Raw genomic sequence first — 22,322 nt, 5'->3', positions numbered from 1 at the left:
CGGCACGAAGAATCTGACGAGGAAGATCATCATGGTCGAGTCGACGGGACGCTTCGAGACCGCGCACGGTCCGAAATATCTCACCCAGCTGTGCAAGCACTTCGCCCACAAGATCGAGGTGGTGCATGGCGAGCGCCACGGCGAATGCCGTTTTTCATTCGGCACCGCCGTCATGGATGCCGACGACGAGGCGCTGACGGTCCGCCTCGCCGTTTCCGAGGCGGACCAGTTGCCCCAGGCGAAAGCGGTGATCGCCGACCATCTCGCCCGTTTCGCCTTTCGCGAGGAAGACCGGGCCATCGCCTGGAGCAGCTGACGCTCCCTGGGAAATCCGTTTCCAACAAACCGTCAGGACCCCAGCCGCTGCCACGGATTCTAATCGGTCAACCCTCGTGGTGATGACAGATGAAGCAGACCTCGCGGCAGGTCGCGGAACACGCGACGTTCCAGAATTTCGCCAATTGTTATGTGCGCGAGGTATCGCCCGGCCGGGTGATCCAGCACTGGAGCGACCCCGAAGAAGCGGTCGACTGCATCGAATGGGTTCTGTCGGCGCAGCAGGCGACGCTCCGCGCGGAAGTCGTTTCGCATTCCCGGTGCGGGCCGCATCGTTTCGGGCGGGCGTGGCTGCGGCGCAGCGGCGAGGCCGGCTGGCGGCAGGCGGAGCCGCTCGCCGCCCTGCAGATGCTGCTGCAGGAAGCATACCGGCAGCTGCCGGAGGAGCGCAGCGACCGGCTTCGCGGCCATGAGCTCGAACTGCTCGGCCGCGCGCTGCTGAGTTACCAGCAGACGGAGCGCTACATCGATGCGCGGCCGTGGCCGGCCGACGACGATTCTTTCATCGCCGCCGAGCAGTCGCTGGTCTTCGGGCATGCACTGCATCCGACGCCGAAGAGCCGCCAGGGCATGACCGGCTGGCAGGAGCCGGCCTATGCGCCGGAACTCGGCGGGAACTTCCAGCTGTTCTGGTTCGCCGCCGATGCCACGATGGTGAGCCACAAATCAGTGGCGGACCTTTCGGCGCCGCAGATCGCTGCGTCGCTGATCGGGCCGGAGACCGCCGGCCTAAAGCTGCGCGACGGCGAAGTGCCGCTGCCCATGCACCCCCTTCAGGCCGAGGCGCTGCTGCTCGATCCGGAGGTGCGCGCGCTGGAGCGCACCGGCCGGCTGCGGGCGCTCGGCCCGGCTGGTCCCGCCTTCACGGCAACTTCGTCGGTCCGCACCGTCTACAGCCCGGACGTGCCGTGGATGCTGAAGTTCTCGCTGCCGGTGCGCATCACCAATTCCATCAGGCTCAACCGCCGCAAGGAGCTGGAGGCGGGCGTCGCGATGGCCAAGCTGGTTGGACGGACCGGCATCGCCACCGCCAATCCACGGTTCCGCATGATCCTCGACCCCGCATTTCTCACGCTCGACATGCCGGATCGCGCCGAGAGCGGCTTCGAGGTGATCCTGCGCGAGAATCCGTTCGCCGCCGGCGCCGCACGGGGCAAGGTCACCGTGGCCGCCCTGACCGCGGAGCCGCTTAGCGGCGAGCCGTCTCGGCTGGAGCGCATCGTGCGGACCATCTGCGCCCGCGACGGCGCGCATCCCGCGCTGGTCGCCGAGCAGTGGTTCCGCCGCTATCTCGACTGCGTCCTCGACCCGTTGGTAATGCTCTACGACGACTATGGCGTCGCCCTCGAAGCGCACCAGCAGAACAGCCTGCTGGACGTGAGCGAGCTTTATCCGACGGCCAGCTACTATCGCGACAACCAGGGTTTTTACCTGTCCAGGCGCCACCGCGCCCGCTTCAGCCTGCATGTCCCGGAAACCGCCGGGATCGGCTCGCTCTTCTACGACGACCGCGATATCCAGGATCGTTTTGCCTATTACCTGATCGTCAACCAGGTCTTCTCCGTGGTCGCCCGCATGGGCCATGACGGACTGGCCGACGAGGAGCTGCTGCTGCGCATCCTGCGCGACCGCCTGGAGCATCTCGCCCGCACCACCGGCGGCGTGGGTCGCGAATTCGTCCGCGGCCTGCTCGACCGGCCCACCGTCACCTTCAAGGCGAACCTGACGGCCCGGCTGTTCGACGTCGACGAATTGCAGACCGACAACGAGCGCGCGCTCTATGCACCCCTGCCCAATCCGATCTTCGGCCTTACCGCCAGCTTCCATGGAGATGGCAGTGCCATTGCCTCTTGACCTGGGATCGGCACCTGAGCGGCGGGTCGTGCGGCAGCTGGCCGAGGCCATGCTGTTCGAGGGGCTTGTCGACCCCGAACTGCGCAAGAACGGCGACCGGCTCCGCTTCGAATGGCGGGCGGGTGGCAAGCACTTCCGTTGCCTGGGTGCCATCGCCGCTTATGACAGGGTACGGGTGGAGGCGGATTCGGTCGAGGCCGATTCCGACAAGGGATGGCGTGCAGCCCGACTCGCGGAACTCGTCGAATGCCTGCCCGGCGAACCGGAGCGCAGGCTGCGCTTGCTGGACGAACTGGAGCGCACCGTCGCCAACTGCCGCTGGAACGACGCCAACCTGCCCGCTGCGCACCGTCGCCCGATGGACTTCGCCGCGCTGGAGGGCGCCCTGGACGAGGGGCACGCGTATCACCCCTGCTTCAAGGCGCGCACCGGCTTCAGCGAGGACGACCAGCGCCGCTACGGGCCGGAAGCGGGTAATGCCTTCCAGCTCGCCTGGCTGCTGGTGGACCGCAGCGACGTCCACCAGCGCCTGCCGCGCAGCGAGACGGCTTTCTGGACCGAGGAACTCGGCGAGCCGGCATTCCATGAGCTGCAGCGGCGGCGCGTCGAGCGCGGGCTGGACAATGACCGCTTCGCCCTGCTGCCGCTGCATCCCTGGCAGTGGGGGGCGCTCAAGGACGGGCTGATGGCGCCGTGGCTGGCCGCCGGCAAGGCGCATTTCCTCGGCCTGGCCGGCGACCGCTACACGGCGAGCCAGTCGGTCCGCACCCTGCTCAACGCCGACCGTCCGGCCAGCGCCAACGTCAAGCTGTCCATGAACATGGTCAACACCTCGTCGCTGCGCACCATCGAGCCGCATTCGGTCTGCACCGCACCGCTGCTGTCGCGCTGGCTGGGCGACGTCGTCGCCGGCGATCCGCTGTTCGATACGCGCTACCCGCTCGCCGTCCTCGACGAATATGCCGGCATCATCGCCGGCCGCGAGGGACCGCTCGCCGGGCAGATCGCCGCGATCTGGCGCCGCAGCGCGGCCTCTATCCTCGGCCCCGGCGAGGCCGCCGTGCCGTTCAATGCGCTGATGATGGTCGAGCGCGACGGGAAGCCGTTCGTCGACGAATGGATCCGACGCTACAGCTTCCATGCCTGGCTGGCGCAGCTGCTGCAGGTCGCCGTCCTGCCGGTCTGGCACCTGCTGGTCGGCCACGGCATCGCCACCGAATCGCACGGCCAGAACATGGTTCTGATCCATCGCAACGGCTGGCCGGTGCGGCTGGCGCTGCGCGATTTCCACGACAGCCTCGAATACGTCCCGGACTTCCTGCGCAGCCGGGAGGGTCTTCCCGATTTCCTGGCGCTCGACCCCATCTACCGATCCGCACGGCCGGACGAGTTTTACTGGATGGAAACGGTCGAGAGCCTCGGCGAACTGGTGAGCGACGCGCTGTTCGTCTTCAATCTCGCCGAGATCGCGCACCTTTTCCAGGCCGGCTACGGCCTTCCCGAAGCCGATTTCTGGAGCACGGTGCGGCAGCTGCTGGCCGCCTATGCAAGCGAGCGCGGCCTCGTCGCTCGCCAGGATCGCCTTGGCCTCTTCCGGCCGAAGATCGCCGTGGAAACGCTGCTGGCCCACAAGCTCGGCACCGGCCGATCGAGCCGGCTGGTCGCCAACGCCCTCCATGCCTGAAGGAAAACGACGATGATCGAGATCGACGACAGGTATTTCGACAGACGGCAGTTCGATGAATTGGTAGCCGAAACCGCGGCGCAGGCCGGGTTGGGTGAAAAGCCGGACCGGCGCTATGCCGTCTGCTTCTCCGACACGGCGCGCTGGCTGGCGCTGTTCTTCGCCATCCGCGGCATCGGCGCCAGCGTCTTCCCGATTCATCCGGCGACACCGCACGCGGCGGCGCGGCGCATGGCCGAGGCGGCGGGCTGCGACACGCTGTTCTGGAACAGCCTCGCGGCGGAAGCCTTGTCGTCCGAGCCTTCCCAGCCGCCGCAGGGCCAACTCATCCAGATGAGCTCCGGCACCACCGGCGCGCCGAAATGCATCGCCCGCGGCTGGCGGGAGATCGACGCCGAGGTGGCGAGCTACGCCGCCGCCTTCCGCGAGCCGCGGGACATGACGCCGGTCGTGGCCTGTCCGACGACGCATTCCTATGGGCTGATCTGCGGCATACTGGTGGCGCTGCATCGCGGCAGGACGCCCGTCGTCGTCGATGCCGGCAACCCGAAATACCTGCTGCGCCGGCTGCACGGCATCGAGCGGCCGCTGCTCTATTCCTCGCCGGCGGTTCTGCACACGCTGGCGCGGCTCTTGCCGCAGGGCGAGGCGATCCACGCCGCCATGACCTCGGGCACCATCCTGCCCGGACCGTGGTTCGAGCGCATCCGTGCCCGCACCACGCATCTCTATCAGCAATACGGCTGCTCGGAGGCCGGCTGCATCGCAATCAATCCCGACCTCGCCGACCCCGCCGACATGGGCTTCGTGCTGCCGCATCACGTTGTGACAGCAAGCAACGATCCGACGGCGCCGGCCGAGATCGTCGTCTCCGGTCCAGCCGGCACGGTCCTCACCCGCGATCTTGGCTATCTCAGACCCGACGGCATGCTGGTCTTCGTCTCGCGGCTCGATGACACCATCAACGTCTCCGGCCTCAACGTCTATCCGAAGGAGGTCGAGGACGTGGTGATGGCCATGCCTGGCGTCACCGACGCCGTCGCCTTCCGCAAGGCCGATGCGCTGGCGGGCGAGCGGGTCGGCCTGCTGTTCAGCGCCGACAGGGCGCTCGATGGCCAGGCGCTGCGGGCCTGGTGCGCCGAAAATCTCGCCGGCCATCAGGTGCCGATGGAATTCGTCCAGATCGAGGCCGTACCGCGCCAGGCCAACGGCAAGATCAGCCGCCGCGAGGTGGCGGCGCAGTATGCCGCCGGCCGCTTCGCTGTCCCGGCGCGGGAGGTAGCGTGATGACGAAGGACCAGGTGATCGAGGCGATCCGCAGCGTTTTGCGCGATCAGCTCAACCACGCCCATCTCGACCGTTTCGGGCCCGGGGCGCGGCTCAACGAGGATCTCTATCTCGACTCGGTTCTCATCCTCGAGATCTTTCTGGCACTGGAGCTGCAGTTCGGCCTGTCGGCGCCGGAGGAGGCGATCAACCGGCAGGACATCGCCACGGTGGCGGAACTCGCCGGGCTGTTCACCGGTGACGCCATTGTCGCCGTCGCTCCCGCCAAGGCGGAGCCGGCGGGGGAGGGCGTCCATGGCGAGGACTATATCGACATCAAGGTGCATTGTTTCGTCAGCAGCGTCTGCGACGCGCTGAAGCGCTCCGGCATCGACCAGCGGCCCTTCTATTTCGGTGTCTGGGACGCGGATTTCGCCATCACCGAGCGCTGGGCGCTCGCCTATCACCACGGCTCCGTCGACCACCAGTTCTTCCGCTCCTGGTACGAGCGTCTCTACGGCGTGCGCATGCAGGAATGGTACGACCGCGCCCGCTCGAAGGACGAGAACGTCGCAGTCATGCTCGACCTCATCGAGCGCCGGCGCGACGGCCAGCACCTGATGGTGATGCTGGACCTGTTCCACCTGCCGGAGCGCGAGAACAAGTTCAACCAGAACCCTTTCCCGCATTACCTGATGCTGGAGAAGACCGACGACCCGATGGTCTGGCAGGTCAACGATCCCGACTTCCGCTGGGAAGGCCGCATCGAGCGCGACAAGATCCTCGACGCGATCCGCCAGCCGACCGTGGCCGGCGGCTTCCTCTTCGACCGCCACGAAGCCCGCCCCCCTGCGGATGCCGACCTGCGCGACTACTTCCTCGCCTGCCACCAGCCGCATGCCAACCCGCTGGTCGCCGCCGTGCGCCGTATCGTCCGCGCCCATCTCGACGGCCGGGACGGCGTGACGCTGGCCGACCTCGCCACGGCGCTGCGCGAACTGCCGGTCATCTCCATCCGCAAATACGCCTATGAGCACGGCTTCGCCTTCTTCTGGCGGTCGCTGAAGCTCGCCAATGCCGATTTCGACTTCTGGTGCGACGAGATCGAGCGGCTGATCCAGGAGTTCAAGGCCGTGCACTACGCGGCCATGAGGCTCGCTCAGACCGGCGACCGCGACCTCGCCGCTGACCTGTTCCGCCGGCTCGACACGCTCGACGGCATCGAGAGCCGCATCAAGGCGCGGCTGGGCGAGGTGTTCCGCGACTGGTGCGCCGCCCGTGGACTTGCCCCTGAAAATCCCGTCCCGATGCTGGGAGCCGCCGAATGAAGATCTCGCTCTGCACCATCAGCTTCCGCCACCATCTGGTCTCGCTCGAGGACATCGCCATGTGGGCGGCCGCGAACGATTTCCAGGGCATCGAATTGTGGGGCGTGCACGCCCGCAACCTCGTGCATCAGCCGCACCGCAACGCCGACTGGCTGGCTGGGCTCGGCCTGAGCGTGCCGATGCTCAGCGACTACCTGCCGCTCGAGGGCGACGCCGAAGCCTTGCGCAGGAAGACGGTCGACCTCTGCCGCCTTGCCTGCAACTGGCGCGCCGGCAAGCTGCGCACCTTCGCCGGCAGCCGCGGCAGCCGCGACACGCCGGCCGATGTCAGGCGTCTCATCGCCGCGCGGCTGCGCGAGATATCGGCCATCGCCGCCGATTTCGGCCTGTCCATGCTGGCCGAGACCCATCCCGACACGCTGGCCGACACCTGCGCCTCGACGCTCGACCTCGTCGCGGAAGTCGACCACCCGGCCTTCCGGCTGAACTTCGACACGCTGCATGTCTGGGAGGGCGGCGACGATCCCGTGGCGGCGCACGCGGCGCTGCGGCCCTATGTCAGCCATTACCACTTGAAGAACGTCCGCTCGCGCGCCGATCTCGCCGTGTTCGCGCCGGCCAACGTCTATGCCGCCGCCGGCAGCCGAGACGGACTGACGCCGCTCTTCGAGGGCGAGGTGGATTACGCACCTTTCTTCGACGAACTGGTCGGCGACCCGCAGGTCGAGGCGTCGCTCGAATGGTTCGGCAACGACTGCTTCAACGTGCTGCGCAAGGACCGGCTGGCGATAAAACGCCTGACGGGCCGTCATGACGCCTTGCCGCGCCCCGCCGCCTTCCCGTATGTGCAAAACCAGAGCGTTGCACGAAGGATTTAGCGGCGGCCCGGAGCATGCCGGCCGCGGAGGACGGAGACGGGATATGAAGCATGTTCGGCTGCTGGCCGGCCTGGTTGCGGCCATGGTCTTCGCGGCGGTCCCGGCGAACGCGGTCGAGATCGACACCGCGCGCGGTCCGGCGACGATCGACGGCGTTCCCGCCACGGTGGCCGTCTACGACATCGCCGCGATCGACACGCTGCTCGCCCTCGGCGTCGTGCCGGCCGGCATCCCCGACAAGCTCTATCTGCCGGAACTGGCACCGCTGGCCGAAAAGGCTGAAGTCGTCGGCACGCTGTTCGAGCCCGACCTCGAGGCGCTCAACGCGCTGGAACCCGACCTGGTGATCGTCGGCGGCCGCTCGTCGACCAAGGTGAAGGCCACCGCCCAGGTCGCGCCGACCATCGACATGACCGTGACCGGCGACGACCTGCTGGCCGAGGCGAAGGCGCGCGTCGCCGCCTATGGCGCGGTCTTCGGCAAGACGGAGGAGGCCGAGGCCGCCGCCGCCGAACTGGACGCCGCGATAGACGCCGTCCGCCAGGCGGCGAAGGGCAAGGGCAGGGCGCTCATCGTCATGACCAACGGGCCCAAGGTCACGGCCTACGGCCCCGGATCGCGCTTCGGCTGGGTGCACAAGACGCTCGGCGTCGAGCCCGCCGTCGAGGACGTGGAGGCGGCGAGCCACGGCGAGGCCGTCTCATTCGAGTTCATCGCCAAGGCCAACCCCGACTGGCTGCTGGTGCTCGATCGCGCCGCGGCGATCGGCACCGGCGAGCAGAACGCCAGGGCGACGCTCGACAACGAGCTGATCGCCGGCACGACCGCCTGGAAGAAGGGGCAGGTGATCTACCTGCCCGCCGCCGACTTCTACATCGCCGCCGGCGGCCTTCAGGCGACCCGCCGCGTGCTGTCGGCGATCGAGCAGGGCTTCGCGACGCCGCGATGACGGAGGCGGCACGGCCGGGTTTCCGGCTACTGCTCGTCGCCGGCCTGGTTGCCCTGTTCGTGGCGAGCCTCCTTGTCGGCGTCGGCGACCTGCCGCTGCGGCGCATCGCCGGCGATCCGGCGGCGCTCCAGCTTCTGCTGGTCAGCCGGCTGCCGCGCACGCTGGCCGCCCTGCTCGCCGGCGCCGGCCTGGCGATCGCCGGGCTGGTCCTGCAGATCCTGGCGCGCAACCGCTTCGTCGAGCCGGTGACCACCGGCACCGGGCAGAGCGCCGCGCTGGGCATCCTGCTCGTCACACTGCTGTTTCCGGCGGCCTCGATCGCCATGAAGACGGCCGTCGCGACGGTCGCGGCGCTCGCCGGCACGTCGCTCTTCCTCGCCGTGGCGCACCGGCTGCCGCCCACCCAGCCCTTCCTCATCCCGCTGTTCGGCCTCGTCTATGGCGGAGTGGTCGGCGCCGCCGCCACCTACATCGCCTGGCAGGCCGACCTGCTGCAATTCATCGAGGTGTGGACCAATGGCGAGTTCTCCGGCGTGCTGCGCGGCCGCTACGAGCTGCTGTGGATCACCGCGGCGGTCGTCGCCCTTGCCTGGTGGATCGCCGACCGGCTGACCATCGCCTCGATGGGCCGCGAGGTCAGCGTCGGCCTCGGCCTGGATTACCGGCGCATCGTCCAGCTCGGGCTGGTGATGATCGCGGTCGTCTCGTCGCTATGCGTGGTGGTGGTCGGCATCATCCCCTTCGTCGGGTTGGTCGTGCCCAATCTTGTGTCGCGCCTGCTGGGCGACAATCTGCGGCGCGCCCTGCCGTGGGTCGCGGCGGCTGGCGCGGCGCTGGTGCTCGCCTGCGACATAGTCGGCCGGCTGATCCGCTACCCCTACGAAGTCCCGGTCGGCACCGTGCTCGGCGTTGTCGGCGCCGGCCTGTTCCTGTGGATCCTATTCGGGCGGGCGGCGCGTGCGTAGCCTCGCTGTCTCGCGCCTGTCGGCAGCCACCCGGCTGTGGCTCCTCGCGGCGCTGGCCGTGGCGGCCATGGTGGCGTTCATGACACTCGGCCTGCGCGGCAACCTCACCTTCGCGCTCGAATTGCGGGCCGTGCGGCTGCTGGCACTGGTGCAGGTCGGCGTTGCCGTGGCGGTGTCGACGGTGGTGTTCCAGACGGTCACGGCCAACAGGGTGCTGACCCCTTCGATCATGGGGTTCGACGCCCTCTACGTGTTCGGGCAGATGCTGCTCGTCCTGCTTCTCGGCGCTGCGGGATTCGCGGCGCTCGACCCGCGCCTGAAATTCGCCGGCGAGGCGGTCGTGATGGTGGCGATGGCGCTGCTTTTGTTCGTTCCGCTGCTGCGCCGCCGCTTCGACATCGGCCTGCTGCTGCTGGCCGGGGTGGTGCTCGGCGTGCTGTTCCGCAGCCTCGCCAGCCTCGTCGCCCGGCTGATCGATCCCAACGAGTTCGCCGTGGCCCAGGGCATGAGCTTTGCCAACTTCAACACGGTGCGCCCCGACCTTCTGGCGATCGGCCTGGTCGTTACCGTGGCGGCGGCGGCGATCGTCTGGCGGCAACGCCACCTGCTCGACGTGCTGTCGCTCGGCGCCGACAGCGCCATCGGCCTCGGAGTCGACTGGAGCCGCGTGCTGATCGGCTTGTTGCTGCTGGTGGCGCTGCTGGTCGCGGTGTCGACGGCCCTGGTCGGCCCGGTGACGTTCCTGGGCCTGCTCGTGGCGGCGATCGCCGAGCGGGTGGTCGACAGCCGGCGCCACTTCCTGCTTCTGCCGGCCGCCGTGCTGACGGCGGTCGTCGTGCTGGTCGGCGGGCAGACGGTCCTGCAGCACGGGCTGGGCCAGGCGACGACGCTGGGCGTGGTCATCGAATTCGTGGGGGGCCTGGTGTTTTTGGGCATGCTTCTGGCGGCGGGCAGGCGATGATCGAGATCGAGAACGTTTCGCTGCGGCTGCAGGATACGCGGATCCTGCACGATATCTCCCTCACCCTGCCGAAGGGCGGGCTGACCGCGCTTGTCGGACCGAACGGCGCCGGCAAGTCGAGCCTGCTGTCGCTGGTCGCCCGCCTCCAGCCGCTGCAGTCGGGCAGGATAGTGGTGGATGGGCTGCCGGTGGACGCGACGCCCGGCCGGCAGCTCGCAAAACGCCTCGCCATCCTGCGCCAGGACCCCGCCGTCGCGGCCCGGCTCAGGGTGCGCGAACTCGTCGGCTTCGGCCGCTTCCCGCACGGGCGCGGACGCCTGGACGACCGCGACAGGGCGCTGATCGAGGCTGCATTGCAGCAGTTCGGCCTGCAGGACCTGGCCGACCGCTTCCTCGACACGCTCTCGGGCGGGCAGCGCCAGCGCGCCCTGGTCGCCATGGCCTTCTGCCAGGGCACCGACTACATGCTGCTCGACGAGCCGCTCAACAACCTCGACATGCAGTTCGCCCGCCAGTTGATGCGCGACCTGCGCAAGGCGGTGGAAGAGGAGCGGCGCACCGTCATCGTCGTGCTGCACGACATCAACCATGCCGCCGTCTATGCCGACCGCATCGTCGCGATGAAGGCGGGCAGGGTGGTCGCCGACGGACCGCCGTCGGCCGTGCTGCGGACGGAGGTGCTGGCCGAGGTCTTCGGCTATCCCATGCAGGTCGTCGAGATCGACGGCGCCCCGCTGGTGCTGCATCACCGGTAGATAGTCGATCAATCGAGCGGTCGGATCACCCTCACCGGCCCCTGCGTCGCTCGCGTTCGGCGGGAGAACTGGTCGCTGGGGACATGGCCATCGACCATATTGACATTTGTCTGGTCTCAGTCGACATATGTCAAAGCTGATGGGCGATCGGAATGGTCCGGCACGCCGGTCGGTTCCCGTCGTCCGCCGGTAGGTGGCGGACGCCAGTCCTTTGGGAGGAAAATCGATATGACTGTTGGTTCCGGATCCCGTGCCGGAAACGGCCTCGTGCTGCCTCGTCGCACGCTGCTCAAGAGCGGCGCGGCGCTCGGCCTCTCCGGCCTCGTTTCGGCTCCGTTCATCAATCGGCTCATGGCGCAGGAGAGCCACCCGCTCGCCGGCCAGAAGATCGAGATGAACATCCTCGGCATCGCCGGCTGGCTGCCATCGTCGCTCGGCGTGCAGATGTCGCCGCTGTTCGCCGAGTTCGCCAAGGAGAAATACGGCTACGACGTCAGCTTCGGCTTCGCCGAGGCGCCGTTCTCCGACCTGTTCCAGAAGGCGGCCACCTCGCTCGCCACCCGCAGCCAGGAATACAACATCATCATTTCCGACAGCCAGTGGCTCGGCGCGCTCGCCCGCCCCGGCTGGATCCTGCAGCTCGACGACATCATCGCCAAGAACCCGAACCTGCAGCTCGAGTGGTACTCGCAGACGGTCGTCGACACCTACATGACCTACCCCGACAACTCCGGCAACCGCTGGGGCCTGCCGCAGGAGGGTGACACCATCGCGCTGTTCGTGCGCAAGGACCTGCTCGAGAACGAGGAGGAGAAGTCGGCCTTCCAGGCCAAGTACAACATCCCCCTGCCGCAGACCTTCGAGGACTTCGAGAAGCTGACGATGGAGGACTTCGAGAAGGTCGCCGAGTTCTTCACCCGTCCGGACCAGCAGCTCTGGGGCACCGCCTCGCAGTACAGCCGCGTCTACGACTTCTGCACCTGCTTCCTCTACCCCTATATGTGGAGCCAGGGCGGCGAGATCTGGAACCCGGAAACCGGCCAGGTCGAGGGCATCCTGAACTCGGACATCAACGCCACCGCGATGGACCAGTACAAGGGCCTGCTCAAGTACCAGCCGCAGGGCGCGCTCAACTACGGCATCGCCGAGATCATCGACGTGTTCACCCAGGGCAAGGTGTTCTCGGCCTTCCAGTGGGCCGCCGTCGGCCTCGGCATGATCACCGACGCCAACCGCGACCAGGTGATGGTGGTGCCGCCGCCCATGCACGGCAAGGGTGCCGACGCCAAGCGCGTCTATTCGATGGGTGGTCAGCCCTGGGTGCTGAACGCCTTCAACGACGAGACCAAGATGCGGGTCGCCATCGACTTCCTGAACTGGTGGTACCTGCCGGAGACGACGCTCGAATTCGCCAAGCGCGGCGGCAACCCGACCGACAAGGCGACGCTGTCCAACCCGGATTTCGACAACATCAATCCGTGGAACCGCGCCTACAAGTACATGCTCGAGCCCGGCCGCTCGCGCGACTTCTGGCACCATCCGCGCTACTCGGAAATGCTGGCCGTCCAGCAGGAGGGCTTCACCTCCTTCATGACCGGCACCACTGCCTCGGCCAGGCAGGCGCTCGACTACATCGCCTGCCAGCAGCAGCAGATCCTCTACGATGACGGCTCGGCCGCCGAGCGTCCGTCGGACGCCTGCTCCGCCGTCTCGCTCTGAGTATCCGACCGTGATGGCGATTGCCGGGGCCGCGCGCCTCGGCAATCGCCGCTTTCCCGAGGGCCGATAGACGATGTCTTCCCGATTGATGCCCGGCGTGCTGGACAACCGGCGCTTCCTGGTGTTTGCGCTGCTGGTTCCGGTGCTGGCGTTCTTCGTGGTGTTCAACACCATCCCGACGCTGTGGCTGCTGGGCCTGTCCTTCCACAAGTTCTCGCTGATTTCCGGCATGCCGCCGGAGTTCTTCGGCCTGCGTAATTTCGAGGACATCTACTACAACAAGAACGGCATCTGGGGCGATCTCGGCCGCACCTTTCTGTTCGTCGGCGTCGGCGTCACCGTCCAGACGGTGCTCGGCGTGCTGCTCGGCTTCCTGTTCTGGGGATCGAAGGACATGCCCGGCCGGCGCATCGCGCTGACCCTGCTGTTCACGCCGATGGTGCTGACGCCGGTCGCCACCGGCACCTTCTTCCGCTTCATCTACGACCCGACCTTCGGCGTGCTCAACGCCCTGCTGACCGGCGGCCTCGGCATGGGCGTGGTCGATTTCCTCGGCAATCCGAAGATCGCCTACTGGGCGGTGCTGGCCGTCGACTGCTGGATGTGGACGCCGTTCATGACGCTGATGACGCTGGCCGCGCTCGGCTCCGTGCCCAAGGCCGAGTTGGAGGCCGCCGAGATCGACCGCCTGTCATGGCCGAAGCGCATCTCGCTGGTGATCTGGCACCACGGCAAGTTCATCCTGATGCTCGGCATCCTGCTCAGGACCATCGACGCCTTCAAGACGCTCGATCTCATCATCCCGATGACCAAGGGCGGACCCGGCCAGACCACCCGCCTCGTCGCCGTCGAGCTCAACAAGCAGAGCTTCGAGAGCTTCAACATGGGCTGGTCGTCGGCCTATTCGGTGCTGCTGCTGCTGATCTCGATCGCCATGACCTCGATCTTCATTTACATCCTCAACCGCCGCAGGAGGGCACGCTGATGTCCCACCGCCTGCGCACCTGGACCTATTACGGGGTCCTCTGGCTGGTCTCGCTGCTGTTCTTTTCGCCGGTCGCCTGGATCATCCTGTCGTCCTTCAAGACGCGTAACGACATCCTGGCGACGCCGCCGAAGCTGGTCTTCACGCCGACGCTCGACAACTACATCGACCTGTTCACGCGCAACACGTCGTTCCTGCTGCAGCTCGGCAATTCGATCCTGCTGTCGGTGTCGGCGGTGGTGATCGCGGTGTTCGTGTCCTTCCTCGCGGCCTTCTGCTTCTCGCGCTTCAAGCCGAAGGGCACCGACTTCCTGATGTTCCTGCTGTTGTCGATCCGCATGCTGCCGGGGCCGGCGGTGATCCTGCCGGTGTTCCTGATGTATGTGGCCTTCGGCTGGAAGGACAATCACCTGGCGCTGATCCTGTTCTACGCGATGTTCTCGATCCCCTTCTCGGTATGGATACTGAAGGGGTTCCTCGACGGCGTGTCGACGCGCTTCGACGAGACCGGTCGCGTCAATGGCGGCTCGTGGTTCCACGTCATCTTCAAGGTGGTGCTGCCGCAGGTAAAGCCCGGCCTGATCGCCGCCTTCATCTTCAACCTGATCTTCGTGTGGAACGAGTTCCTGTTCAACTTCATCATCGGCGGCGTGACCACCCAGAACATCCCCTATGCGCTGGCGGTCGGCGCCTATTCCGATGGCGGTCTCAACTGGACCTTCATCTCGGCGCTCACCTCCATCTACATCGTCCCGCCGGTGCTGTTCATCTACTTCTTCCAGAAGTATCTGCTGGTCGGCATGACCTTCGGCACCGTCCGCGGAGAGGTCTGATCATGGCAAGCAAGACCCCTTTCGCCGAGCGCGCCGAAGGCGTGCTGATGGCCTCGATCCTGGTCGGCATCGTGCTGGTCGCGCAGCAATATTCGCTGCAGCTCTACCGCTTCGGGCTGTGCCTGCTGGTCGCGGCCACCTTGCTGCAGATCGCCGTCGGCAACATCCCGAAGCATCTGGGTGCGGCGGCAAGCCTGGTGCGGATCGTCGTCATCCTCTGCGTCGTGGCGCTTATGTTCCTCCTCGGCATCCTGCTGGTGCCCTATTTCGCACAGTTGGGACGCTGACATGGCGGCGATCGAGTTCGACCGGGTTTCCAAATCCTTCGGTCAGGCGCGCGTCCTCGACACCTTCTCCTTGTCGGTGGAGGAAGGCAGCCTGACAGTGCTGTGCGGTCCGCCCAAGTCGGGCAAGTCGGTGCTGTTCCGCCTGGTGGTCGGGCTGGAGACGCCGGACGGCGGTACCATCCGGCTTTCCGGCCGCGACATCACCCATGAGCCGGCGAGCGCGCGCAACATCGGCTACGTGCCGCAGAGCTTTGCGCTCTACCCGCACCTGACCGTGTTCGACAACATCGGCTACCCGATGCGGCTTGCCGGCGCGCCGCGCGAGGAGATCGCCCGCCGCGTCGACCGCACGGCGGCGATGCTGTCGATCGGCCACCTGCTCAGGAAGACGCCGGACAAGCTCTCCGGCGGCGAGAAGCAGCGCGTCGCCGTGGCCCGCGGCCTGATGAAGGACGCGTCCGTCTTCCTGTTCGACGATCCGCTGGTCGGCCTCGACTACAAGCTGCGCGAGCGCCTGATGGACGAGCTGAAGCAGCTCTGCGAGACACTGAAGGCGACCTTCTTCTACGCCACCTCGGATTCGCTGGAAGCGCTGACCATGGCGCAGACGCTGGTGGTCGTCGACGATGGCCGGCTGGTCGAGCGCGCCGGCACGCTGAAGCTCTATGCCGAGCCGGGGCAGGTGCGCAGCCTGGAATTGATCGGCTTCCCCAAGGCCAACGTCATTGAAGGGATTTGCCGCAACGGGCGCATCGAGGCGGCCGGGCTGTCGCTGCCGGCGCCGGCCGGTCTCGCCGACGGCCCCGTCAAGGTAGGCATCCGCCCCGAGCATGTCCGGCTCGGCCGCCGCGAAGGCGTCGGCGCCGATGCGCGCGTCGCCATCGTCGAGCATCTGGGCTCGGAGATCGTCGTCTATCTCGACCTGAACGGCCACCCCGTGACGGCCGCCTATGCCGCCGGCCACGCCGCGCCGCCGGAGATCGACAGCGCGGTCAAAATCGACATCGATCCCGCGCGCGCCATGATCTTCGACCCGAACTCGGGCGCGCTGATCGGCCGCTGCGCGGCGGGAGGGGTTTGACATGGTGAAGATCGTCATCGACAAGGTGACCAAGCGTTTCGGCCCGTTCACCGCCATCGACGCCATGGACGCCGTCTTCGACGACGGCGCCGTCACCTGCCTGCTCGGCCCGTCGGGTTGCGGCAAGACCACGCTGATGCGCATGATCGTCGGCCTGGAGCAGCCGACCGTCGGCCGCATCTTCTTCGGCGACCGCGACATGAGCGGCCTGCCGCCGCGCAAGCGCAATGTCGGCATGGTCTTCCAGTACCCGGTCATGTACCAGACGCTGTCGGTCGAGGAGAACATCGCCCTGCCGCTGACGCAGGACAGGTCGCTGTCGGCGCAGGAACGCGACAAGCGCATCGACGAGGTGCTCGACATCCTCGACATGCGCGACAAGCGGAAGTTGTTCATCGGCGATCTCGACGCCGGCAGCCGCCAGAAGGTGGCGGTCGGCCGCGCCGTCGCCCGCCGCTCCGACATCGTGCTGTTCGACGAGCCGACCACCAATGTCGAGGTGCAGGCGAAGCTGCTGCTCATCCGCGCCTTCAAGCTGGTGACGCAGCGACTGAAGCAGACCATCGTTTACGTCACCCACGACCAGACCGAGGCGATGACGCTGGCCGACTGCGTCGCGCTGATGCGCGACGGCCGCATCATCCAGTACGACCGGCCGGCCGACCTCTATGCGACGCCCGCGACGGAATTCGCCGGCTGGTTCCTGGGCAATCCCGGCATGAATTTCATGCCGGCCCGCAAGACGGCGGCGGGTATCGAGACGCCGCTGACGGCGGCGCCGGTCGCCGCGGACGCCGAGGTGTCCGGCAACGGCACGCTGACCGCCGGCATCCGGCCGGAGCATGTGCGCCTCGGCGCCACCGCCGCCCCCGGCGCCGTGCCCGGCGTGCTGAAGGACCTGAGCGTCACCATCGCCGGCCGCTTCATCGCCAATGTCCGCATCGAGGGCGACACCATCGTCAAGGTGAAGACCGACGAGGCGATCGCCGCGCGGCCGGGCGACACCGTCTACCTGGCGGCCGACCCGGCGGGGCTCAGCTTCTACAGCGACGGCAACCGCGTCGCTGCCGCGGTCCGGCAGTCGCAATGACCAACGACAACAGGCCAGGGAGGTCCAAAATGGTTCATGACGTGTCCGTCGTCGGACTTTACATCCTCGACATCCTCGGACGCCCGGTCGATGCCATCCCCGCCGGCGGCAATGTCGAGTTCATCGACGAGATCCGGCTGACCGTCGCCGGCACTGCCGGCGGCACCGTGGTCGACCTCGCCAAGCTCGGGCTGAACTGCCTGGCGGTCGGCGCCGTCGGCGAGGACGAAAAGGCCGACTTCATGCTGGCCACCATGCAGCGCTTCGGCATCGACACCTCGGCCATGCAGCGCATCGCCGGCGTGCCGTCCTCGGCGACCATCCTCAACGTGCGCCGCAACGGCGAGCGGCCGGCGCTGCATGTGCGCGGCGCCTCCGACCATTTCGACGTGCCGCCCTCCGACTACGACCGCGTGCTGGCCCCGCGCATCGTTCATCTCGGCGGCACCGGGCTGCTGCGGCGGCTGGACGGAGAGCCGAGCCGCGTCCTGCTGGAAGAGGCCAAGCGGCGCGGCTGCACCGTTACCTTCGACCTGATCGCGGCGACCGCCGAGACCATCGGCCTGATCCGGCCGCTGCTGCCCTACATCGACTACTTCATGCCCTCGGTGGAGGAGGCGACGGTCATGTCCGGCCAGAAGACGGCCGAGGACGCGGCGCGCTGGTTCATCGACGCCGGCGTGCAGTGCTGCGTCTTCACGCTGGGCGGCGAGGGTGCCTTCTACGCCCATGCCGACGGCACGCGCCTGAAGCGGCCGGCCTATGACATCCAGGTGGTCGACACCACCGGCTGCGGCGACGCCTTCGACGCCGGCTTCGTCACTGCGCTGCATCACCAGATGGATACCGAGGCCGCGATCTCCTTCGCGCAGGCTTCCGCCGCGCTGGTCGCCACCGGGCTCGGCTCGGACGCGGGCATCCGCTCTTTCGAACATACTCTGGATTTCATGAAGACCTGCCCTGTGCGACAACAGTAACGGTTCGGCATTGCGGCGAAGGCAGGAGGACGGGTTCTGATGCAGACCAAGAAGATCATCAACAATGGTGACGACGCAGTCGACGAGATGGTCGAGGGCATCCTCGCCGCCCATTCCGACACGCTGCGGCCGGTCGGCGGCAACCTTCGCGCCCTCGTCGCGAAGAATGGCCCGCGCCCCGGCAAGGTCGGGCTGGTGATCGGCGGCGGCTCCGGCCACGAGCCGAGCTTCGTCGGCTTCGTCGGCAAGGGCCTGGCCGACGCGGCCGCCATCGGCAACGTCTTCGCCTCGCCGCCGCCCGATCCGATCATGGAATGCACCAAGGCTGCCGACGGCGGCGCCGGCGTGCTCTACATGTACGGCAACTATGCCGGCGACGTGATGAACTTCGACATGGCCGCCGAGATGATCGGCATGGACGGCATCGAGGTCCGCACCGTGCTGACCACCGACGACATCGCCTCGGCGCCGCCCGCCGAGCGGCACAAGCGGCGCGGCGTCGCCGGCAATTTCTTCGTCTTCAAGGCGGCTGGGGCGGCCTGCGACATGATGCTGTCGCTCGACGAATGCGAGCGCATCGCCCGCAAGGCCAACGACCGCACCTTCACCATCGGCGTGGCGCTCGGCGCCTGCTCGCTGCCGCAGACCCGCAAGTGGAACTTCGAGATGGGACCGGACGAGATGGAGGTCGGCATGGGCATCCATGGCGAGCCCGGCATCGCCCGCGAGCCGCTGCAGAGCGCGGATCAAATCGTCGACCGCATCATGGACCAGCTGCTGGCCGAGATGGATGCGCCCAAGGGCTCGAAGGTGGCGGTGCTGGTGAACTCGCTGGGCTCGACGCCGCTGATGGAGCTCTACATCATGAACCGCCGCGTCCACCGCCGCCTCGCCGACGCCCGCATCGAGACCCACCGCACCTTCGTCGGCACCTATTGCTCCTCGCTCGAAATGGCGGGTGCCTCGATCACGCTGATCCATCTCGACGACGAGTTGCAGCGGATGCTCGACCATCCCTGCGACTGCGCGATGTTCCAGGTCAAGTAGAAGGCTATCCCCATGTCGGCACTCACATCGGCGGATCTGATAAAAATGTTCCGGGCGCTGTCGGAGCGCATCGAAGCGGAGAAGGGCTTTCTCTGCGAGCTCGACGGCCATATCGGCGATGCCGACCACGGCATCGCCATGGCCCAGGGGTTCGGCGCCGTCGCCAGGGCGCTGGACGCGCTCGACCCTGCCGCCATCTCTCCGACCGACGTCTTCAACACGGCGGCGAAATCCTTCCTGAACGCGGTCGGCGCGTCCTCCGGGCCGCTCTATGCCACGGCCTTCATGCGCGCCGGCGCCGCCTTCAAGGGCAAGGACGCGATCGCCGCCGACGAGGCGCCGGCGATCATCGAGGCGATGGCGCGCGGCATCCAGGATCGCGGCAAGGCCGAGCCCGGAGACAAGACCATGATCGATGCCTGGCAGCCGGCCGCCGTCGCGGCCGCCGCCGGCCGCGAGGCCGGCAAGCCGGCGGCCGAGGTGTTCGCCGCCGCGCGCAAGGCCGCGGAGGAAGGCGCCGCCGCGACCGCCGGCATGGTAGCCAGCAAGGGCCGCTCCTCGCGCCTCGGCGAGCGCTCGCTCGGCCATGTCGACCCAGGGGCGGCGTCGGCGGCGATCGTCGTCGCGGTGATGGCGGAAAGCCTCGCCGGCTAGGCCCCGTCGCGCGACCGGGACGGTTTTTGCGGACGGTCGGAATGCTCGGGAGCGATGCCACGGCAGCCTGTCTTTGCCGACGCGGTGCGATCGGCCGGCGGCGGCCATGCGCATGCCGGAACTCGCCATCGACTCCGCCTCTGACTGCGCCTTCGACATCTCTTCGTCGATCGACGGGTAGGGCGATCGCATACGGCAATCGGCGAGAACCTTCGCCGCCTCGCACCCCCACCCCTAACCCCTCCCCACAAGGGGGAGGGGGACTTTGCGGCCGCCATGCCGCGCGAAACCGTCGACGATTGAGGCCTTGCGGTGATGCCAGCCAGTCCCCCTCCCCCTTGTGGGGAGGGGTTAGGGGTGGGGGTATACTCACATGCGGTCGTTCCCGTCCAACGGTGGAGAGGTGCCGATCCCGAGCTTGGCGAGGGGGAGGCAGTGAGGGGGTCGACGAACCGAGCTTCGGCCCAGGTTCAGAGCTCCGCCCCACCCCTGTTGATCGCCCCGCGCGCCGGGCGCATGCTTGCGCGCAAAAGCGACTGCCCGGCGGCTCCCGTGCCGGGCGAGGGGAGTGGCGATGAGGGGAAAGCAGGCGGCGCGCGCCGGGACGGCGGAAGCTCCCGTCCCCATACCGCTGCGCTACGGCGACGATCCCCTGGTCTGGGCCTGCTGGCTCTATTACGAAGAGCGCATGACCCAGGGCGACATCGCCGAGGCCATGGGCATCTCGCGCGCCACGGTGAACGCCTACCTGGCCGACGCCCGCGAGCGCGGCATCGTCAACATCACGCTCGACCCCGCCCGTCTGGCCTCACTGACGCTCGCGCAGGAGCTGAAGCGGCATTTCGGCCTGCGCGACTGCCTGGTGGTGCCCAGCGACGGCAGTTCGCGTTCGCTGATCGACCGGCTCGGCATCGCTGGCGGCCAGGCCATGCGGAAGCTGCTCAAGTCGGGCGACACGCTGGCCGTGGTGTGGGGCCGCACGGTGCTCGCGGTCGGCCGCAACACCAAGGTCGCCGGCCTGCATGACGTCACCGTCGTCCAGGCGACGGGCGGGACTGCCGGCAGGACCGACTACACGCCAGATCTCTGCGCCGCCGCCTTCGCCGACGCGGTCGGCGGCCGCTGCGTCAGCATCATGGCGCCGATGCTGGTGAGCTCGCCCGAGATCGCCAGGCTGCTGCTCGCCGAGCCGCTGCTGGAGGAGCAGTTCGCCACGCTTGCCGAAGCCAACAGGGTCGTCTTCGGCATCTCGTCGCTGCGGCCCAATTCGACCATCCATATGAGCGGCCTGCTCGAGAGCGTGTCGCTGCAGGATTATCTGGCGAAGAACGCCGTCGGGGTGATCGCCGGCCGTTTCATCGACGAGCGCGGCCAGCCGGTCGCCGGGCCGCTCGAGCAGCGCACCATCGGCATCTCGCTCGATGCGCTGAAGGCGATCCCGATGCGCATCGCGGTCGCCGGCGGCTTCGACAAGGTGCCGGCCATCCTCGCCGCGCTGCGCGGCGGCTATGTCAGCATCCTGGTGACCGACGCGGCGACGGCGCGCGGCATCCTCAAGGCCGACGGCATGGCCGGCATCGACGACAAGCTGGTGCAGCGGCCGAAGGCGGAGACGCTGCCCAACACCTATCGCAGCCACGTCAAGAAATTCATCAACGACCCGCAGGATGTCATCGAGGAGATGCTGGCGGGAGCGGTGGCAGCGCACCGCAAGCACATCGCGCCGATCGGCGGCTCGCACCGGGCGCTGGTCGCCCGCGACGGCCCGCGCCCCGGCAAGGTCGGGCTGGTCGTCGGCGGCGGCTCCGGCCACGAGCCGTGCTTCCTCGGCTATGTCGGCAGGGGCATGGCCGATGCCGTCGCCGTCGGCAACGTCTTCTCCTCGCCGCCGCCCGATCCGATCCTGCAATGCGCCAGGGCCGCGTCGCGCGGCCGCGGCGTGCTGTTCGTCTACGGCAACTATGCCGGCGACGTCATGAATTTCGAGATGGCGGCCGAGATGGCGGAGGAGGAGGGCATCGAGGTCCGTACCGTGCTCACCACCGACGACATCGCGTCCTCGCCGGTGGAGGACCGCGACGGGCGGCGCGGGGTGGCCGGCAATGTGTTCGTCTTCAAGATCGCCGGTGCCGCCTGCGATCTCGGTTGGAGCCTCGAGGCCTGCGAGGCGGTGACGCGCAGGGCTAATGCCCGCACCTACACCGTCGGCGTCGCGCTCGAACCCGGTTCGCTGCCGCAGACCAGGCGCCCGAGTTTCGAGATCGGCGCCGACGAGATGGAGATCGGCATGGGCATCCACGGCGAGCCGGGCGTGGCGCGCGAGCGGATGAAGACCGCCGACGAGATCACCGACGCGATGATGGACCGGATCTTCGCCGAGATGACCGCCGGCCGCGGCGACCGCGTCGCCGTGCTGGTCAATTCCTTCACCGCCACGCCGCTGATGGAGCTCTACATCCTCTACCGGCGCGTCGAGCAGCGGCTGTCCGCCAAGGGGATCGACATCGCGGCCAACTGGGTCGGGCCGTATTGCACGTCTCTGGACATGACCGGGGCGTCGATCACCATCCTGCATCTGGACGACGAATTGGACTCGCTGTTGAACCATCCGTGTGAGACTGCTTTCCTCCGCGTCGGTTAGCATGGGAAGACGCGTTTGAATGCGTCCGCTGG

Annotated in this window: 20 protein-coding genes; all 20 read left to right on the top strand. The window is 67.7% G+C overall.

Features of this window, described 5'->3' with window-relative positions; genetic code table 11:
- Positions 1 to 31 precede the first annotated feature (31 nt).
- Positions 32 to 316 carry a DUF2218 domain-containing protein gene (locus tag C7I84_RS08560; RefSeq protein WP_106771739.1) on the top strand — a complete coding sequence of 95 codons (285 nt, stop codon included), beginning with the start codon at positions 32 to 34 and terminating at the stop codon, positions 314 to 316.
- An 89-nt stretch (positions 317 to 405) separates the two neighbouring features.
- Positions 406 to 2,190, top strand: a complete 1,785-nt coding sequence (locus C7I84_RS08555; protein WP_106771738.1) for an IucA/IucC family protein — start codon at positions 406 to 408, stop codon at positions 2,188 to 2,190.
- Complete coding sequence (locus C7I84_RS30545; RefSeq protein WP_245428354.1) at positions 2,174 to 3,874, top strand: IucA/IucC family protein; 1,701 nt, start codon at positions 2,174 to 2,176, stop codon at positions 3,872 to 3,874. The genes C7I84_RS08555 and C7I84_RS30545 overlap by 17 nt, the downstream gene beginning before the upstream one ends.
- A gap of 12 nt (positions 3,875 to 3,886) precedes the next feature.
- Positions 3,887 to 5,161, top strand: coding sequence for an AMP-binding protein (locus C7I84_RS30540; RefSeq protein ID WP_245428353.1), 1,275 nt, complete (start codon positions 3,887 to 3,889; stop codon positions 5,159 to 5,161).
- Positions 5,161 to 6,468, top strand: a complete 1,308-nt coding sequence (locus tag C7I84_RS08545; RefSeq protein WP_106771737.1) for a DUF6005 family protein — start codon at positions 5,161 to 5,163, stop codon at positions 6,466 to 6,468. The genes C7I84_RS30540 and C7I84_RS08545 overlap by 1 nt, the downstream gene beginning before the upstream one ends.
- Positions 6,465 to 7,346, top strand: a complete 882-nt coding sequence (locus tag C7I84_RS08540; protein ID WP_106771736.1) for a sugar phosphate isomerase/epimerase family protein — start codon at positions 6,465 to 6,467, stop codon at positions 7,344 to 7,346. The genes C7I84_RS08545 and C7I84_RS08540 overlap by 4 nt, the downstream gene beginning before the upstream one ends.
- 43 nt (positions 7,347 to 7,389) lie before the next feature.
- A complete protein-coding gene (locus C7I84_RS08535) occupies positions 7,390 to 8,295 on the top strand; it encodes a siderophore ABC transporter substrate-binding protein (RefSeq protein WP_106771735.1) in 906 nt (301 codons plus the stop codon).
- A complete protein-coding gene (locus tag C7I84_RS08530; protein ID WP_106771734.1) occupies positions 8,292 to 9,260 on the top strand; it encodes an ABC transporter permease in 969 nt (322 codons plus the stop codon). Before C7I84_RS08535 ends, C7I84_RS08530 begins: the two co-directional genes overlap by 4 nt.
- Before the next feature lie 67 nt (positions 9,261 to 9,327).
- Complete coding sequence (locus tag C7I84_RS08525) at positions 9,328 to 10,221, top strand: iron chelate uptake ABC transporter family permease subunit (RefSeq protein ID WP_106771796.1); 894 nt, start codon at positions 9,328 to 9,330, stop codon at positions 10,219 to 10,221.
- Complete coding sequence (locus tag C7I84_RS08520; RefSeq protein ID WP_106771733.1) at positions 10,218 to 10,976, top strand: iron ABC transporter ATP-binding protein; 759 nt, start codon at positions 10,218 to 10,220, stop codon at positions 10,974 to 10,976. Before C7I84_RS08525 ends, C7I84_RS08520 begins: the two co-directional genes overlap by 4 nt.
- A 228-nt stretch (positions 10,977 to 11,204) precedes the next feature.
- The gene (locus tag C7I84_RS08515; RefSeq protein WP_245428352.1) at positions 11,205 to 12,695 is read left to right on the top strand and encodes an ABC transporter substrate-binding protein; all 1,491 of its coding nucleotides are present in this window, start codon (positions 11,205 to 11,207) and stop codon (positions 12,693 to 12,695) included.
- A gap of 73 nt (positions 12,696 to 12,768) precedes the next feature.
- A complete protein-coding gene (locus C7I84_RS08510) occupies positions 12,769 to 13,680 on the top strand; it encodes a carbohydrate ABC transporter permease (protein WP_106771732.1) in 912 nt (303 codons plus the stop codon).
- A complete protein-coding gene (locus C7I84_RS08505; RefSeq protein WP_106771731.1) occupies positions 13,680 to 14,513 on the top strand; it encodes a carbohydrate ABC transporter permease in 834 nt (277 codons plus the stop codon). The genes C7I84_RS08510 and C7I84_RS08505 overlap by 1 nt, the downstream gene beginning before the upstream one ends.
- A 2-nt stretch (positions 14,514 to 14,515) precedes the next feature.
- Complete coding sequence (locus C7I84_RS08500) at positions 14,516 to 14,800, top strand: hypothetical protein (protein WP_106771730.1); 285 nt, start codon at positions 14,516 to 14,518, stop codon at positions 14,798 to 14,800.
- Between the two features lies 1 nt (position 14,801).
- On the top strand, positions 14,802 to 15,881 hold the full coding sequence (locus C7I84_RS08495) for an ABC transporter ATP-binding protein (RefSeq protein ID WP_106771729.1): 1,080 nt from the start codon (positions 14,802 to 14,804) through the stop codon (positions 15,879 to 15,881).
- Between the two features lies 1 nt (position 15,882).
- Positions 15,883 to 16,971, top strand: coding sequence for an ABC transporter ATP-binding protein (locus C7I84_RS08490; RefSeq protein ID WP_106771728.1), 1,089 nt, complete (start codon positions 15,883 to 15,885; stop codon positions 16,969 to 16,971).
- Positions 16,972 to 17,000: 29 nt separating this feature from the next.
- Positions 17,001 to 17,948: a carbohydrate kinase family protein gene (locus tag C7I84_RS08485; RefSeq protein ID WP_106771727.1), complete on the top strand. Its 948-nt coding sequence runs from the start codon at positions 17,001 to 17,003 to the stop codon at positions 17,946 to 17,948.
- Positions 17,949 to 17,987: 39 nt separating this feature from the next.
- On the top strand, positions 17,988 to 18,995 hold the full coding sequence (locus tag C7I84_RS08480) for a dihydroxyacetone kinase subunit DhaK (protein ID WP_106771726.1): 1,008 nt from the start codon (positions 17,988 to 17,990) through the stop codon (positions 18,993 to 18,995).
- A 12-nt stretch (positions 18,996 to 19,007) separates the two neighbouring features.
- Positions 19,008 to 19,649 carry a dihydroxyacetone kinase subunit DhaL gene (gene dhaL, locus C7I84_RS08475; RefSeq protein WP_106771725.1) on the top strand — a complete coding sequence of 214 codons (642 nt, stop codon included), beginning with the start codon at positions 19,008 to 19,010 and terminating at the stop codon, positions 19,647 to 19,649.
- Positions 19,650 to 20,223: 574 nt separating this feature from the next.
- Positions 20,224 to 22,290: a bifunctional sugar-binding transcriptional regulator/dihydroxyacetone kinase subunit DhaK gene (locus C7I84_RS08465; protein WP_106771724.1), complete on the top strand. Its 2,067-nt coding sequence runs from the start codon at positions 20,224 to 20,226 to the stop codon at positions 22,288 to 22,290.
- Positions 22,291 to 22,322: the final 32 nt, after the last annotated feature.

Source organism: Kumtagia ephedrae, assembly GCF_003012745.1.
GTDB lineage: Bacteria > Pseudomonadota > Alphaproteobacteria > Rhizobiales > Rhizobiaceae > Kumtagia > Kumtagia ephedrae.
This window is presented reverse-complemented; position numbering and strand designations above follow the sequence as displayed.

Bases quoted from the DNA above. Each gene is read 5' to 3' on its own strand.
- C7I84_RS08560 (WP_106771739.1), top strand. From the start codon at position 32: ATGGTCGAGTCGACGGGACGCTTCGAGACCGCGCACGGTCCGAAATAT.
- C7I84_RS08555 (WP_106771738.1), top strand. From the start codon at position 406: ATGAAGCAGACCTCGCGGCAGGTCGCGGAACACGCGACGTTCCAGAAT.
- C7I84_RS30540 (WP_245428353.1), top strand. From the start codon at position 3,887: ATGATCGAGATCGACGACAGGTATTTCGACAGACGGCAGTTCGATGAA.
- C7I84_RS08545 (WP_106771737.1), top strand. From the start codon at position 5,161: ATGACGAAGGACCAGGTGATCGAGGCGATCCGCAGCGTTTTGCGCGAT.
- C7I84_RS08540 (WP_106771736.1), top strand. From the start codon at position 6,465: ATGAAGATCTCGCTCTGCACCATCAGCTTCCGCCACCATCTGGTCTCG.
- C7I84_RS08535 (WP_106771735.1), top strand. From the start codon at position 7,390: ATGAAGCATGTTCGGCTGCTGGCCGGCCTGGTTGCGGCCATGGTCTTC.
- C7I84_RS08530 (WP_106771734.1), top strand. From the start codon at position 8,292: ATGACGGAGGCGGCACGGCCGGGTTTCCGGCTACTGCTCGTCGCCGGC.
- C7I84_RS08525 (WP_106771796.1), top strand. From the start codon at position 9,328: ATGGTGGCGTTCATGACACTCGGCCTGCGCGGCAACCTCACCTTCGCG.
- C7I84_RS08520 (WP_106771733.1), top strand. From the start codon at position 10,218: ATGATCGAGATCGAGAACGTTTCGCTGCGGCTGCAGGATACGCGGATC.
- C7I84_RS08515 (WP_245428352.1), top strand. From the start codon at position 11,205: ATGACTGTTGGTTCCGGATCCCGTGCCGGAAACGGCCTCGTGCTGCCT.
- C7I84_RS08510 (WP_106771732.1), top strand. From the start codon at position 12,769: ATGTCTTCCCGATTGATGCCCGGCGTGCTGGACAACCGGCGCTTCCTG.
- C7I84_RS08505 (WP_106771731.1), top strand. From the start codon at position 13,680: ATGTCCCACCGCCTGCGCACCTGGACCTATTACGGGGTCCTCTGGCTG.
- C7I84_RS08500 (WP_106771730.1), top strand. From the start codon at position 14,516: ATGGCAAGCAAGACCCCTTTCGCCGAGCGCGCCGAAGGCGTGCTGATG.
- C7I84_RS08495 (WP_106771729.1), top strand. From the start codon at position 14,802: ATGGCGGCGATCGAGTTCGACCGGGTTTCCAAATCCTTCGGTCAGGCG.
- C7I84_RS08490 (WP_106771728.1), top strand. From the start codon at position 15,883: ATGGTGAAGATCGTCATCGACAAGGTGACCAAGCGTTTCGGCCCGTTC.
- C7I84_RS08485 (WP_106771727.1), top strand. From the start codon at position 17,001: ATGGTTCATGACGTGTCCGTCGTCGGACTTTACATCCTCGACATCCTC.
- C7I84_RS08480 (WP_106771726.1), top strand. From the start codon at position 17,988: ATGCAGACCAAGAAGATCATCAACAATGGTGACGACGCAGTCGACGAG.
- dhaL (WP_106771725.1), top strand. From the start codon at position 19,008: ATGTCGGCACTCACATCGGCGGATCTGATAAAAATGTTCCGGGCGCTG.
- C7I84_RS08465 (WP_106771724.1), top strand. From the start codon at position 20,224: ATGAGGGGAAAGCAGGCGGCGCGCGCCGGGACGGCGGAAGCTCCCGTC.